Annotated in this window: 15 protein-coding genes; 3 read left to right on the top strand and 12 right to left on the bottom strand. The window is 38.6% G+C overall.

What is annotated here, in order from left to right:
* Positions 1-243: 243 nt before the first annotated feature.
* The 3 genes from rpiA to gpmA all read left to right on the top strand — a co-directional run bounded on the left by rpiA (position 244) and on the right by gpmA (position 2,641).
* Positions 244-927 carry a ribose-5-phosphate isomerase RpiA gene (rpiA, locus tag IGL30_RS00230; protein ID WP_010736793.1) on the top strand — a complete coding sequence of 228 codons (684 nt, stop codon included), beginning with the start codon at positions 244-246 and terminating at the stop codon, positions 925-927.
* A gap of 137 nt (positions 928-1,064) precedes the next feature.
* A complete protein-coding gene (locus tag IGL30_RS00225; protein WP_010720463.1) occupies positions 1,065-1,646 on the top strand; it encodes a recombinase family protein in 582 nt (193 codons plus the stop codon).
* Positions 1,647-1,954: 308 nt separating this feature from the next.
* On the top strand, positions 1,955-2,641 hold the full coding sequence (gpmA, locus tag IGL30_RS00220) for a 2,3-diphosphoglycerate-dependent phosphoglycerate mutase (protein WP_010720464.1): 687 nt from the start codon (positions 1,955-1,957) through the stop codon (positions 2,639-2,641).
* A 54-nt stretch (positions 2,642-2,695) separates the two neighbouring features.
* Here gpmA and deoD read toward each other — a convergent pair whose 3' ends face one another.
* The 12 genes from deoD to IGL30_RS00160 form a co-directional block, all read right to left on the bottom strand.
* A complete protein-coding gene (deoD, locus tag IGL30_RS00215; protein ID WP_010720465.1) occupies positions 2,696-3,403 on the bottom strand; it encodes a purine-nucleoside phosphorylase in 708 nt (235 codons plus the stop codon).
* A 21-nt stretch (positions 3,404-3,424) separates the two neighbouring features.
* Positions 3,425-4,243 (bottom strand): purine-nucleoside phosphorylase, encoded by an 819-nt coding sequence (locus IGL30_RS00210; RefSeq protein ID WP_010736792.1) that lies wholly within the window; start codon positions 4,241-4,243, stop codon positions 3,425-3,427.
* A 211-nt stretch (positions 4,244-4,454) separates the two neighbouring features.
* Positions 4,455-5,621, bottom strand: a complete 1,167-nt coding sequence (gene deoB, locus IGL30_RS00205) for a phosphopentomutase (RefSeq protein ID WP_010720467.1) — start codon at positions 5,619-5,621, stop codon at positions 4,455-4,457.
* Between the two features lie 97 nt (positions 5,622-5,718).
* Positions 5,719-6,675, bottom strand: a complete 957-nt coding sequence (locus IGL30_RS00200) for an ABC transporter permease (protein WP_010720468.1) — start codon at positions 6,673-6,675, stop codon at positions 5,719-5,721.
* Complete coding sequence (locus IGL30_RS00195; RefSeq protein ID WP_010720469.1) at positions 6,675-7,808, bottom strand: ABC transporter permease; 1,134 nt, start codon at positions 7,806-7,808, stop codon at positions 6,675-6,677. The genes IGL30_RS00200 and IGL30_RS00195 overlap by 1 nt, the downstream gene beginning before the upstream one ends.
* Complete coding sequence (locus IGL30_RS00190; RefSeq protein WP_010720470.1) at positions 7,801-9,363, bottom strand: ABC transporter ATP-binding protein; 1,563 nt, start codon at positions 9,361-9,363, stop codon at positions 7,801-7,803. The genes IGL30_RS00195 and IGL30_RS00190 overlap by 8 nt, the downstream gene beginning before the upstream one ends.
* 259 nt (positions 9,364-9,622) lie before the next feature.
* Positions 9,623-10,705, bottom strand: coding sequence for a BMP family lipoprotein (locus IGL30_RS00185; RefSeq protein WP_010720471.1), 1,083 nt, complete (start codon positions 10,703-10,705; stop codon positions 9,623-9,625).
* A 73-nt stretch (positions 10,706-10,778) separates the two neighbouring features.
* On the bottom strand, positions 10,779-11,177 hold the full coding sequence (locus tag IGL30_RS00180; protein ID WP_010720472.1) for a cytidine deaminase: 399 nt from the start codon (positions 11,175-11,177) through the stop codon (positions 10,779-10,781).
* 17 nt (positions 11,178-11,194) lie between these two features.
* Positions 11,195-11,857: a deoxyribose-phosphate aldolase gene (gene deoC, locus IGL30_RS00175; protein ID WP_088745083.1), complete on the bottom strand. Its 663-nt coding sequence runs from the start codon at positions 11,855-11,857 to the stop codon at positions 11,195-11,197.
* 14 nt (positions 11,858-11,871) lie between these two features.
* Positions 11,872-13,173, bottom strand: coding sequence for a pyrimidine-nucleoside phosphorylase (locus tag IGL30_RS00170; protein WP_034697695.1), 1,302 nt, complete (start codon positions 13,171-13,173; stop codon positions 11,872-11,874).
* Between the two features lie 140 nt (positions 13,174-13,313).
* Entirely contained in the window at positions 13,314-14,330 is a 1,017-nt protein-coding gene (locus IGL30_RS00165; protein WP_010720475.1) for a LacI family DNA-binding transcriptional regulator, read from the bottom strand.
* Positions 14,331-14,857: 527 nt separating this feature from the next.
* Entirely contained in the window at positions 14,858-15,463 is a 606-nt protein-coding gene (locus IGL30_RS00160) for a class I SAM-dependent methyltransferase (protein WP_010736788.1), read from the bottom strand.
* Between the last annotated feature and the right edge of the window lie 97 nt (positions 15,464-15,560).

Genomic DNA, 15,560 nt, shown 5'->3' with positions numbered 1-15,560 from the left:
ATAAAAAATAAATGCAATTCTGCATCTTTATCAAATATGCTTTGATAAACAGTCAGCACGTCTCTTTACCAGAGACCTGTAGATAAAGCACCTTGGTTAGGATATCATGAATAAAGTACTCTGTCAACCAGTGTTATGTATTTTTTTTAGCCATTTGAAATTAAAAAAAGGACGCTATCTTTTTCCAATCATTCAATATAAAATAGCTATGAATAGAGACGAAAGAAAAGGTGGGAACAACAGATGAATTTGAAACAAGCAGCTGGAATTGAAGCAGCTAAATTTGTGAAGGACGGAATGATCGTTGGTTTGGGTACCGGTTCTACAGCCTATTATATGGTAGAAGAAATCGGTAGAAGAATGCGTGAAGAAGGATTAAACATCACTGGTGTCACTACATCGAATGCCACTAAAGAACAAGCAGAAAAATTAGGTATCCCTCTTAAGAGTATTGATGAAGTACCCGTAGTTGATCTCACGATCGATGGTGCTGATGAAATCAGTAAAGCATTTCAAGGAATTAAAGGTGGTGGCGCAGCATTACTTTTTGAAAAAATTGTTGCTACGTATTCAAAACAAGTCATCTGGATCGTTGATGAATCAAAATTAGTGGAGCAACTTGGGCAGTTCCCTCTTCCAGTAGAAGTGATTCCTTATGGCGCTCAACAATTGATGCGGATCTTTGATGAGAAAGGTTACCAACCTGTTTTACGTCAAACCGAAACAGGTCAGATAGTCAAAACAGACAGTGGTCATTACATTATTGACTTACATTTAGAAGTGATCAATGACCCTGAAGCTTTAGCAACGTACCTTGATCAACTGGTTGGTGTCGTTGAACATGGACTGTTTTTAAATATGGTTTCAAAAGTCGTCGTCGGCTCCGCACAAGGCGTATCAATTATCGACTCACCTCATCAAAAATAACAACCCTGATATTAGTTATAAAAATTAGCAAAAATAGTTCATTTTAAAAACATAAAAAAACTATCTTTTCAATGGACTTTATGCTACATTTTTACTGTTATCTATAGACAGAAAATCATTGCTAGAAAGGAATCACCATGAAGATTATTGGTTATGCACGCACAACCATAAATGATGTTGATCTTACAACACAAGTGGAGCAACTCTCTAATTTTGGTTGTCAGGAGATTTTTCACGAGACATACAAGTCTAAAGATGCGGTGTCTAATAATATTTGTTTAGAAAAAGTAATCAAGGAAATGCGACAAGGCGATACTTTAGTTATCTGTCAACTTCATCGTCTAGGGAAGTCTACTCGTCAGCTAACAGAACTCACACAATTATTCAAAGATCGTGGCTTACACCTAGTTAGTATCCAAGAAGAGATCGATACGCGTACACCGATGGGGAAAATCTATTTTCAACTAATGGAAGGATTAGCCATTATGGAGTGCTCTTTAATCAAGGAACGGACACTTGTCGGGTTAGATGAAGCACGTAAAAAAGGTAAAATCGGGGGTCGTCCAAAAATCGATCCAAAAACAATTAAAAAAATTCGTCGGCTTTATTATGAAAAAAAAGAAACGATCCAATTAATTTCTACTAAATGTGGTGTATCAGTCGGAACCTGTTATAAATATATCAATCTTCCAGAAAAAGAGATTCAGCAATTATCTTAAACGACTGCCTACATCTTGATATTCTTTCATTTAAAAATGGATTGGCGCAACAAACGCAGACTGTCTGCTAAAGACGAATCAACTGTATATAATGAATAGGTAGGTGGATCAATGACAGTGCAGCCATTGATCCACCTGCCTCTGTTTATCTGTCACTGTAAGAATTATTTTTGTTTTTTTATCTGTCTATCTTCTGATTTTCCCTTTCATTAACTTCATTTTTCAATGGAAATCTAGTCAAAAAAATTGTACAATAAAGCAGAACTGAAATTTTCAGAAATATAACCTATTTTAAAGGAGAGCTAAACATGCCAAAATTAGTTTTTTCTCGTCATGGTCTTAGTGAATGGAATGCATTAAACCAATTTACTGGTTGGGCTGACGTAAACTTAGCACCAGAAGGAATCGAAGAAGCCAAAGAAGGCGGACGCAAAATCAAAGAAGCTGGAATTGAATTTGATGTTGCTTACACTTCAGTTTTAACTCGTGCCATCAAAACATGTAATTTGATTTTAGAACACTCAGATCAACTTTGGGTTCCTCAAATCAAATCATGGCGCTTAAACGAACGTCATTATGGTAAATTACAAGGATTGAACAAAAAAGAAACAGCTGAAAAATATGGAGATGACCAAGTACACATTTGGCGTCGTTCATACGACACTCTTCCTCCATTGATGGACGAAAGTGACGAAGGTTCTGCTGCAAACGATCGTCGTTATGCAATGTTAGACAAACGCGATATTCCTGGTGGCGAAAACTTGAAAGTTACTTTAGAACGTGCTTTACCATTCTGGCAAGACGAAATTGCTCCAGCTTTACTAGACAACAAAACTGTTTTAGTAGCTGCACATGGTAACTCTCTACGTGCTTTAGCAAAACACATCGAAGGAATTTCTGATGAAGATATCATGGATCTTGAAATTCCAACTGGTCAACCACTTGTTTATGAATTAAACGATGACTTGACAGTTGCTAAAAAATACTATTTATAATAAATAAAAAAAGTGGGCAAGCGATTCAATTGAATCACTCGCTCACTTCTTTTATTAATCTGCGATTGCTGTTTCTAAACCGACCTCGATCATTTCGTTAAATGTCGTTTGTCGTTCTTCTGCAGTTGTTTCTTCTCCGGTAAGCAAATGGTCACTCACCGTCATGATTGCTAATGTTTGGACATGATATTTTGCTCCTAAATAGTATAAAGCAGCTGCTTCCATTTCCACACCTAGCACACCTAATTCAGCTAATTTAAACGTTTCTGTTGAATCATCTTTATAAAATGAATCTTCCGAGAGAACATTTCCTACATGTGTGGTAAATCCTTTGTCTTTTGAAATTTCATACGCCTTCAACAATAAATTAAAATCACTGATCGGCGGAAAATGAAAGGCTTGGAAATTTTTCTCGATCATCGAAGAACTAGTAGCTGCTCCTTGAGCTAAAACAAGATCACGAACATGGACATCTTTAGATAATGCACCACATGTACCCACTCGTATCAATTTTTTCACACCGTATGAATGAATCAATTCATGGGCATAGATCGTCGCTGACGGCATCCCCATCCCCGTTCCTTGTACCGAAACACGTTCGCCTTTGTAGGTTCCAGTAAAACCTAACATCCCACGAACTTGGTTGTAACATACCGGATCTTCTAAAAATGTTTCAGCAATATATTTTGCTCGTAAAGGATCGCCTGGAAGTAGTATTTTATCAGCGATCTCTCCTTGTTTTGCTTCAATGTGTACGCTCATCTGACACTCTCCTTGATTCAGTTATAGTAATACTAATACTTCTTTAATCAATGCCTTAAATGATTGTTTGACACGTTGCGTTGTTTCCACCACTTCTTCATGGTTAAGGTTCGCTTGCATGCCTGCTGCTAAATTAGTGATACATGAAATGCCGAGAACTTTCAATCCGCTATGTGCTGCAACGATCACTTCTGGCACAGTGGACATTCCGACTGCATCTGCTCCCATCGTACGTGACATCCGAATCTCTGCAGGTGTTTCGTATGTTGGTCCAGAATAGCCCATATATACCCCTTCTTTAAGAGTCAAATCTAATTGGCTCGCAGCCTCTTTGGCTACTTCACGGTAAGTTAAGGTATACGCCTCGCTCATATCAGGGAAGCGTGGCCCGATCTCATCTTCGTTAGGACCAATCAATGGGTTTTGACCTGTGAAGTTGATATGATCAGTAATCAACATCAAATCGCCAGGAACAAATGATTCATTTACTCCACCACTTGCATTCGTAACAATCACCGAATGAGCCTTTAATGCTGCCATTACCCGCACAGGATAAGTGACAGTTTGCATTGAATGACCTTCATAAAAATGGAATCGTCCTTGCATTGCCAGAACTTTTTTACCAGACAAGGTACCATAGACTAATTGACCAGCATGGCCGACAACTGTTGATGTTGGGAAAAATGGGATTTGGTCATAAGGAATCACGATCGCTTCCTCGATTTCTTCCGCTAACTCTCCTAAACCTGAACCTAAGATCAAACCAAAATCAATTTCTTTTACGCCCTTTTCTAGAATAAATTGAGTCGTTTCTTGTAACATTTCGCTTAATTGGGTCATTTACTTTCTCCTATTAACTATTTTTTTCTACAGAAGTCAAGAAGTTAGAAGCCCTGTCGTTCGACTAGCTAAAAAAACAGGTATGCCTGATTAACAAGGCTTTTCACCTCTTGATTGATACTGTTAAAGCAAGATGGCTCTTTGAACAAAATGATTGACCTATCTTAGTTACGCTTTTTCAGGTCAAATTTTCAAACGCGGTCTGTCATTCCTATTTCAAAAGTTTTAAGAAACTTTCGCCGTTTTCGGTAGCAGGAACATCGAAGTTTTCAGCAATCGTTGCTGCAATATCTGAATAGTAGCCTTGTGGCAAGCTTCCTTGTCCTTGCATTTTTTTGCTGAAAACTAATAATGGTACATATTCACGTGTATGATCTGTTCCAGGGAATGTTGGATCATTTCCATGGTCAGCAGTAATCATCAGTAAGTCGTCCTCTGCCATTGCCTCTAATATTTCAGGAATACGTAAATCAAAATCTTCAATTGCGTGGGCATAACCTACAACATCCCGACGATGTCCAAATAATGCATCAAAATCAACTAAATTAGTAAAACTGATCCCTGTAAACTCTTTTTTCATCACATTTAATAATTGGTCAACGCCATCCATGTTGCTTTTCGTACGGACGAACTCTGTAATTCCTTGACCGTTGAAGATATCGTTGATTTTTCCAACAGCGATAACGTCTTTTCCTGCTTCTTTTAATGAATCTAAAACCGTATGCCCGAATGGATCCAATGCGTAATCATGTCGGTTGCTCGTACGAGTAAAATTACCAGGTTCTCCAACGTAAGGTCGCGCAATAATTCGACCAATCATGTATGGGTCGTCTTTAGTAATGTCACGAACGAACTGACAAATCCGATAAAGTTCTTCTAAAGGAATAATTTCTTCATGCGCAGCAATTTGTAGAACTGGATCTGCGGACGTATAGACGATCAAATCACCAGTTTTCATTTGATGTTCACCATAGTCATCTATAACAGCGGTTCCACTATATGGTTGATTGCAAACAATTTTGCGTCCTGAGAAGTCTTCGATTTGTTTGAGTAATTCATCAGGAAAACCGTTAGGAAATACTCGGAATGGTGTCTTGATGTTCAGACCCATGATTTCCCAGTGACCGGTCATTGTATCTTTTCCTACAGATACTTCCTCCAATTTAGTGGCATAGCCTTGGTGGTTTTTAACCGCTTCGACACCTTCTAATGGGCGAATCGTTCCTAATCCTAACTGTTCTAAATGAGGAATTGTCAAACCAGCTTCTTTTGCGATATGCCCTAGTGTATCTGAACCTTTATCACCAAATTTTTCAGCATCTGGCGCTTCACCGATTCCTACTGAATCCATGACAATCAAATGTACGCGTTTAAACATGATTATTCCTTCTTTCTTTTTTATTATTGCTATTAAATCAAAAAGGGCGAGTCGAAAAAACATTTCCCGTAACCCACCCTTTTTATTCACTAAAAGTTTATTTTGATTTTATATAATTTTTACCGTTTGCTTTAGGTCCAGATGCTTTTCCTAAGAACGCTACTAACACAATAACGGTTAATAGGTAAGGTGCAATCTGCAACAATACTGGCGGTATCGAAGAAATCACTGGTAATTGAGCCCCGATGATACTTAAACTTTGCGCAAAACCAAAGAATAAAGAAGCGCCCATGGCCCCTAGTGGATTCCATTTACCGAAGATCATAGCAGCCATTGAGATAAACCCTTGACCTACGATCGTTCCGGCAGAGAAATTCCCTGAAATCGATTGAGCGAATACTGCACCACCCATTCCGCCAAGTAAACCAGAGATCAATACCCCAGAATAACGCATCGCGTAAACATTGATTCCCAATGTATCCGCTGCTTGAGGATTTTCACCCACTGAGCGTAAGCGAAGTCCAAACTTTGTCTTAAAGATAATAAACCAAGCAAGAATCGCAATTAAAATGGCACAATAAGCTGGTAAAAATGTATTTTTAAAGAAAATTGGTCCAATTACTGGGATTTTTGATAATCCAGGAAATGAGAAATATCCTAAGTTAACTGAAATGTTATCAGTTTGTCCTTTTCCATACCATGTTTTAATTAAAAATACACCCAAAGCTGGTGCCATCAAGTTGATAACTGTCCCGCTGATGATATGGTCTGCACGTAAACTAACAGTTGCTACTGCATGTAATAAAGAGAATAACACACCAACTATCCCACCGACTAAAATAGCGATCCATGGTGTCATGTCTCCTAAGGTAGGACTCATGGTTAGATTAAATACTACCGCACTGAAAGCACCCATAACCATGATGCCTTCTAAACCTACATTGACAATCCCACTTCGTTCAGAAAAAGTTCCACCTAAAGATGTAAGAATTAATGGTGTTGAATAAACCAACGTTGAAGTGAGGATTAAAGCAATTAACTCAGTTGTTGACATTATAATTCTCCTCCTTCTTGACTCTGATTTGTTGGTTTCGATTCAACAGTCTCCACGATCGCTTCTTGTTTTTTACCTTGGAAGAATTTCGCCATAATGAAACGAATCAAGAAGTTGATCCCAACAAAGAAAATAATCAATGCAATCGATACATTTACGATTTCAAATGGTATACCGGCACCTGTTTGCATCCCCAAACCACCGATTTTCAAGATACTGAACAAGAGTGCTGAAAGTAAAATTCCAATCGCTGAACCAGAACCTAACAGTGACACAGCCATTCCGTCAAATCCGATGGCTAATGAAGTTGTTTGGACGAAAAAGTTTTGATACGTTCCTAATCCTTCGACTACTCCACCAAGTCCTGCTAAAGCGCCTGAAATCATCATGGAGAAGACGATCGTACGTTTACTACTCATTCCAGCATACTCAGAAGCAAAAGGATTTAGACCTACCGAACGAATTTCAAAGCCTAACGTCGTTTTCTTCATCAATAGCCAAACAACAACCAGTGCAATCAATGCTAAAAACAAACCAGCATTTACACGAGAACCGCCAAACATTTGTGTCAGCCAAGGTAATCTAAGAGAAGCATTTTGCCCAATCAAATTTGAAGAATCTAAGCTTGAACGATACGTGTCTGGCATGATGTCATGTAAAGCAAAAGTACTTAAATAAAGTAAAATATAGTTCATCATAATAGTGACGATTACTTCACTTGTACCGAAAAAGGCTCTTAACACCCCTGGAATAGCCGCAGCCAAGGCTCCTGCCAAAGCACCTAAAATCACACAAGTCGGTAATAAAATGACTTTTGGCAGATCAGGAAAGGCAAGTGCTACCCACACACTAACGATCCAACCACAGAGTGCTTGTCCCGAAAGCCCGATATTGAAGAATCCTGCTGAGTTCGCAACAGAAAAACCTAATGCAGTAAAAATCAACGGTGTTGCTTGCCGTAATGTTTCACCAATACTTCTTTGAGAACCAAGGGACGCATTTAACATTGAAGAATAACCTTGGCCTGGGTTATAACCAAAAGCTGCCATCAAGATAGCACCTAAAACTAAACCTAGAATTACCGAAAAAATAGGAACTAGGAGATTACGTATCTTTTCATTGCGATCATTCATGTGCGCCACCAACCTTTTCTAACTCTTTTCTTGCTTCTTCTAAAGAATAGCCCGCCATAAGTAATCCTAGTTCATTTTCAGAAGTTTCTTTTGGATCAACGATTCCCACGATTTTTCCTTCGTGGAGTACCGCAATACGATCAGAAACATTCAAAATTTCTTCTAATTCAAAACTAATCAATAAGACCGCTTTGTATTTGTCTCTTTGTTCAATCAAACGTTTATGAATAAACTCGATTGCTCCAACATCTAGCCCACGTGTCGGATTAGCAACGATCAACAAGTCAGGATCACGATCGATTTCCCGAGCAATAATTGCTTTTTGTTGATTCCCACCTGATAATGCTTTTGCTGGCACAAGTTCATTCGTTGTTCGAACATCATACTCTTCGATTAATTCTCGTGCATGTTCATTGATCAAAGAATAATTCAATAAGCCATTTCTACTGTAAGGTTTTTGGTAATAATTTTGTAAAGCAATATTCTCCGCTAACGTCATATCCAGCACTAAGCCATACTTATGACGGTCTTCGGGCACATGTCCTACACCAGCCTCCGTAATTTTTCTTGGCTTTTTATTCGTGATATCTTCATCTTTTAAGCGAATCGTTCCACTTTCTGCTTTACGTAAACCGGTTAACGCCTGGATCAATTCTGACTGCCCGTTACCATCAATACCAGCAATTCCTAAAACTTCTCCTGCTCGTACTTCTAAACTTAGGTCTTTGACTGCGTCCAATCCTCGGTTTTCTTTAACCACTAGATTTTCAATCGATAACACAACTTCTTGAGGCTGACTTTCTTTCTTCATTGTCTTAAATGAAACCGTACGTCCAACCATCATATCTGCCAATTGTTGTGAAGAGACATCTTTTACATTTACTGTACCGATCCCTTTACCACGACGGATAACGGTACAACGATCTGCTACAGCTTTAATCTCATCTAACTTATGGGTGATCAAAATGATCGATTTTCCTTCTTTGACCAACTCTTTCATGATTACAATCAGTTCGTCAATCTCTTGTGGCGTTAATACTGCTGTAGGTTCGTCAAAAATCAAGACATCTGCCCCACGATAAAGTGTTTTTAAGATTTCTACCCGTTGTTCCATTCCAACAGAGATATCTCGGACATACGCATCAGGATTGACCGATAAACCATATTGTTCAGAAAGCTTTTGGATTTCTTCACGTGCTTGGCGACGATCAAGTACCCCTGCTCGACTTGGCTCACTTCCCAAAACGATATTTTCAGTAACAGTAAATGCATCCACAAGCATAAAGTGCTGATGGACCATTCCGATACCTAGCTGGTTCGCTTTTGTCGGACTTGTAATTTTCACTTCTTTCCCATGCATCAGTATTTCACCTGATGTTGGCTCTAAAAGGCCTGAGAGCACATTCATCAAGGTTGATTTTCCGGCACCATTTTCTCCAAGTAAAGCGTGGATCTCTCCTGCTTTCACTTGCAAGTTGATGTTGTCATTTGCTTTGAACGTACCAAACTGTTTGGTGATATTCCGCATTTCGATGACAATATTTTCTTGAACCACAATTTTTCACATCCTAACGATTTCTATCTAGGCAACGATTAACAAAGATTTTTCATAAAATCTCAAATTGAAGCAAAAACTTCAGGGGATTATTCCCTTATCAAGAGGCTGTGAGCAGCATGTTCTACTTCAAGAATTAAGAACAAAAAAACGAAAATAGCTTCTCAGCAACATCTTGATAAAGAAACAATCGTTAGTTATTTACTAAACCATAGCCTTGTCAAACAATTGTCCAACAAGGCTATAGAAATTCGTTTGATTATTTTTCAGGAGTTTCTGGTACTTTGATATCTCCTGAGATGATTTTTTCTTTTGCTTCATTCACAGCTTTTTCTGCTTTTTCTGAAAGTTGACCTTTTGTGATACCAACACCGTCTTCTTTCAATCCGTAAACGGTATGTTCTCCACCAGGGAAATCACCGTCAGCTGATTTTTGAGCTAAGTCTTCAACAACAGTTCCTACACCTTTTAGAGTTGATGTCAAAGTAAAGTTTTTCTTTTCACCGTTTAAAGTGTATTCGCCTTCGTCCGATTGGTCACGGTCAACCCCGATAACCCAAACTTTTTTGTCGCCTGATTCGTTTAATGATTTCGCTTCTTGGAATACACCGTTACCAGTACCACCAGATGCGTGGAAAATGATATCTGCATTTTGTGCATACATTCCTTGAGCAATTGAACGTCCTTTATCTGGCGCTGAGAAGTCTCCTGCATATTGATTCAAGACTTTAATTTCTTTGTTTAATGCTTTTGCACCAGCATCTACACCAGCTTTGAATCCTGCGTCAAAACGATCGATTACTTCACCTTTTACCCCACCAATGAAACCAACAGTGTTTGTTTCAGTTGTGTAAGCTGCGGCAATCCCAGCAAGATAAGAAGCTTCGTTATCTTTAAATGTTGCTGAAACCACGTTGTCTTTGCCGTCGATAACGTCATCAATAATAGCAAAGTTTGTTTCAGGATTTGATGCAGCTTGCTCTTCAATAGCTGGTTTCAATTTATAACCAATACCAAAGATTGTTTTAAAACCTGCATTCAAAGCTTGGTCAATATTAGGGATATAATCTGATTCATTTGCTGATTGGAAATATTGGAACCCATCATTTCCACGTGATAGATCATGATCTTTCCCCCAAGCTTGTAGTCCTTCCCAAGCTGACTGGTTGAATGAACGGTCATCAACACCGCCCGTATCTGTGATCAATGCTGCAGTTGCTGTTTTTGAACCGCTGTTTCCACCGGTTGAATCAGTTGAATCTGATCCGCTGCCACATGCGCCCAATAATAACCCAGCAGATAACGCTACAGCACTTAAACCAAATAATTTTGCTTTTTTCATTTCTGTAAAGCCCCCTAAAATAATTGTTTTATTTTTCAACAGTCAGCTGACTGAATGAACATGAGTGATAATTCTATAGATCTTTTTCTGTAAAGGCGTAAGGTAATAGTTCTTTAACCGTCATTGCCTTAGTCACACCGTTATCCCCTACTAAAGTTACCGGCATGTCTGGTACACAAAACTCAGCCATTACTTGACGACAAGCACCACAAGGAGAAATTGGCTCTGGCGTATGACCAGCCACTACTAAATGAGTAAACTCTTTTTCTCCTTCAGAAACAGCTTTGAAAAAAGCCGTGCGCTCCGCACAATTGGTTAAACCAAACGAGGCATTTTCGATGTTGACTCCTTGATACGTTTTTCCAGATTCAGTGACTAAACATGCACCTACTGGAAAATGTGAATATGGTACATATGCTTTATCCAATGCTTCTACTGCAATGTTGATCCATTCTTGCTTCACTTCTGTCATAAGCTTCCCCTTACTACTTAATAGCCTTCGCCAGTAGATCCTGACATAATCGAAACTCCTGCACTGGTGCCAATTCTTGTCGCACCAGCTTCAATCATTGCCAAAGCTTCAGCTTCGTTATGGATACCACCAGATGCTTTCACACCCATTTCAGGTCCAACAGTTTCACGCATTAAACGAACATCTTCGACTTTTGCTCCTCCAGTTGAAAATCCTGTAGAAGTTTTAACAAAGTCTGCCCCAGCAGCTTTTGCCAGCTCACAAGCTTTTACAATTTCCTCATGATTTAATAAAGCTGTTTCGATGATGACTTTGACTAAAGCACGATCTTTGGCCGCTGCAACCACTGCTTCAATATCTTTTTGGACTTTATCAAACTGTTGAGACTTCATTGCCCCAATATTGATGACCATATCCACTTCATCTGCGCCATTTTCAATCGCATTTGTAGTTTCAAAAGCCTTAGTTTCAGCAGTATTAGCTCCTAAAGGAAAGCCAATTACTGTACATACTGCCACTGGTTCGCCTTTTAATTGTTCTTTTGCTAGTGCGACCCATGTTGGGTTGATACAAATAGAATAGAAATGGTATTTCTTTGCTTCTTCAATAATTCGCATAACGTCTTCTTGAGAAGCATCTGCTTTTAAGATGGTGTGATCGATCATTCGGTTCAATTCCATTTTTTTCTCTCCTTTTATTCGGTGATGATATCATGTATCAATGTAGGCTTTTCAGCCGAGTCACTAATTTGGATATTTTGATAGAGCAATTCTTGAACAGAAGAAATCTCTTTTGTATTACTGTAGATTGTCAACAATGATTCTCCCTCTTTTACAGGATCACCAATTTTTTTATTTAATTTAAGACCAACTGCGTGATCAATATCATCTTCTTTAGTTTTGCGTCCTGCACCTAACATCATAGCTGCAATCCCCAACTCATTCGCAACGAGTTTTGAGACAATACCACTCGATTTGGCTGGCAACTCAACAACATACTTAGCTGTCAGTAACCGTTCTGGTTGGTCTACGATAGAGTCATCTCCACCTTGATTACGGATCATTTCCTTAAATTTGTCTAAGGCTTTGCCAGATTCTAGTGCTTCTTGCAGTAAACTTCTAGCTTCTTCGATTGTTGCTGCTTGATTAGCTAAGACCACCATCTGACTCCCTAATGCATAACACATTTCCAGCAAGTCTTCTGGTCCATTGCCGTTTAACGTTTCAATTGCTTCCACAACTTCAAGACTATTACCAATTGCTTCACCAAGAGGTTCAGACATATCAGAAATTACAGCTACTGTCTGACGATGAGCTAATTTTCCAATACTAGTCATTGTTTTTGCTAAACGTCTAGCATCTTCAATATTCTTCATAAAGGCGCCGTCACCTGTCGTCACGTCTAAAACGATCGCATCTGCTCCTGCGGCAATTTTCTTACTCATGATCGAACTGGCAATCAAAGGAATCGAATCCACTGTCGCAGTCACATCCCGCAAAGCATAAAGTTTTTTATCTGCTGGTGCAAGATTTCCTGATTGTCCAATAACAGCCACTTTACTCTCATTGACAATTCGGATAAACGCTTCATCAGAAAGCTCGATTTGAAATCCAGGAATTGCTTCTAGTTTATCCAGCGTACCACCTGTATACCCCAAACCTCTACCAGACATTTTGGCAACTGTAACACCCACACTTGCGACTAAAGGTGCTAAGATCAACGTTGTCGTATCTCCCACACCACCTGTAGAGTGTTTATCCACTTTGATCCCATCTAAAGGACTTAAATCAATGACATCTCCTGAGTGGGCAATGGCAAGTGTTAAATCCGTGATTTCTCTATCGGTCATATCTTGATAAAAGATCGCCATCAACAATGCGCTGATTTGATAATCTGGAATTTCACCATTCGTGTATTTTGTAATAATATACTCGATTTCTTTTGTCGATAATTCATTTCCGTCTCGCTTTTTTTCAATCAGATCCACCATTCGCATTGCTTGATCCTCCTCGTCTTCATTCGGTATTATACAGGAATTTTCCAAAAGGTAAACCACTTTAGTAAACCAGTTTACTAAGAATACAAAGAGCTACTCACCGCCTTTGTAAACACTTACATAAGCAATATAACGCTGAGTTATCCCTTTGTCAATGTTTTTATGCTCTCACGAATAATTAATTTTGTTTCAAAGACTTTGTTCGGAACTTTGCGTTGTGGGAACTCGATCGTGTCGATCAAAAATCTTGCGGCATAAAATCCAATATCAGAACTTGGCTGTTTCACTGTTGTCAATTGAGGGATCATATACTCGGATAACTTCAACCCATCGAAACCAATAACTGAAATATCATCGGGGATTTTTTTGCCTAATTCATCAATCGCTTGGTAACAACCAATCGCCATTGCATCATTTCCACAAAAAATTGCTGTAAGATCTTTGTGCTTTAAGAGCCGTTTAGACGCCTCGTATCCACCTTGGACCGTCAACTCCCCTTGTTCTACATACTTTCCATTGAAAGGGATTCCATGATCCTTTAGTGCATGACGATACCCGTTGAACCGTTCTTCTAACTGGTAATAGCCTGTTGTTTCTTTGAGCATACCGATTTTGGTATGACCGTTCTTAATAAACAAAGAAACTGCTTGATAAGCCCCCTCATACTCTTTTACGATCAACCGACCATTATCTCTGGTATTCAATCCACGATCAATCAAAATAATCGGCATATTTTTATAAAAACCACTATCTAAAGAATAGTCATCTGGCAAAACATTGGGCGTAGCCAATAAGATTCCATCCACTGAGCGATGAGCCAATTCTTTTAAATACTTGATTTCATTTTCTTGACTATGACGAGAGTTGCAAAGCATGATCACATACCCCAGTGGATTCAAGTAACTCTCGACCCCTTCAATCAATTTAGAAAAGAAGAAGTCAGTGACATCTGGCACGATCATACCAATCGTTTTAGAATGACGATTGATCACATTCGAGGCAAAGTAATCTGGTTTATAATGGTGCTCATTAACAATATTCAGGACTTTTTTTCGTGTTTTATCACTAAAGCGGCTCCCTTTATTATTTAAAATTTGTGATACAGTGGTGACTGAAACACCTGCCATTTCTGCAATGTCTCGGATCGTTAGTTTCACTTCTTCTCCTCCTTTATGATGTAAATTCTTTTTTAGTTTACCAAAAGCATATAAAAAAGAATAGATAGAAAAAAATAAGAAAAAATCTTTTATTCACTAATAAAAATAAATAGCTTGGAAAGTGCCAATTTCCTAAACTGACTTCTTAAAAACTGCTGTAACTGCCGATCATCTGTCATTGTTCTTCTCTTTCATAGGAGTTTTTTCATTGGCTTGAGTAACTAGCGATTGATCTTTTCTATTATTGATTGCACTAGTTATTAGCTCCTTGAAATACGCCACTTTTCAATAGGAAAAAGTTCCACTAGTTAGCTAAGTGTCTCACTCCTTTCATCAACTTTTTTACGATCTCCATATTCCCATGACCTAGAGTACCTATCGCCTGTTTTTTAATAGAAAGAAAGGGACAAAAATAAACCGAAGGACCCGCAAATAGTTACTTCTATTTTAGGATTCTTCGGTTGCTTTTAGAGTGTGTTATTTTGTCATAGCTTTTTATTTAGTCTCAAACACCCACAATCAAACAGTTATTCTTTGATACTTTTGATGATATAGTACCCTTTCTCTTTATGGACGATTTCAGCATTCCCAAAGGTCTCTGCCATTTTGCTTTTTGCACTAGGAGCCCCTTGTTTTTTTTGAATGACAATGGTTAGTGTTCCACCCGATTTTAACCTTGGATATGCTTCGGTTAAAATTTCGTGTACCACTTTTTTACCGGCACGAATTGGCGGATTGCTGACGATTGCTGCATAAGTTTCTTCATGAACTGCTTCATAGATATTCGATTGATGAATATCCACCTGTTTGATCCCATTGCGGTTCGCATTTCCTTGAGCTAATTCTACTGCCCGAGAGTTAATATCGACCATCTCAACAAATCGCTGACTAGCAAAAGCGATCGCCAATCCAATCGGACCATAGCCACAACCAACATCCAAAATTTTGCCATCAGCTGGCAGCTCTTCCCAATTAAAGGTATCAATTAACACTCGTGAACCAAAGTCGACTGTTTCACGTGAAAATACTCCTGAATCTGTTACAAATTGGAAGTTTTTTCCTTTTAATTCAAATGACCATTGTTCAAAGTCATGTTCTGTCGTTGGCTCTTGCGAATAATAATGATTCGTCATATCGTTCATCCTTTTTATATTGTTTCTTGTTTCTTAGTCTATCCTTTTATCAATTGGCATGCAATGTCTATTTTTCCTAGTTTAAATAAATAGTTGA

The sequence above is a fragment of the Enterococcus sp. DIV1089c genome (assembly GCF_050530965.1).
GTDB lineage: Bacteria > Bacillota > Bacilli > Lactobacillales > Enterococcaceae > Enterococcus_B > Enterococcus_B hirae.
This window is presented reverse-complemented; position numbering and strand designations above follow the sequence as displayed.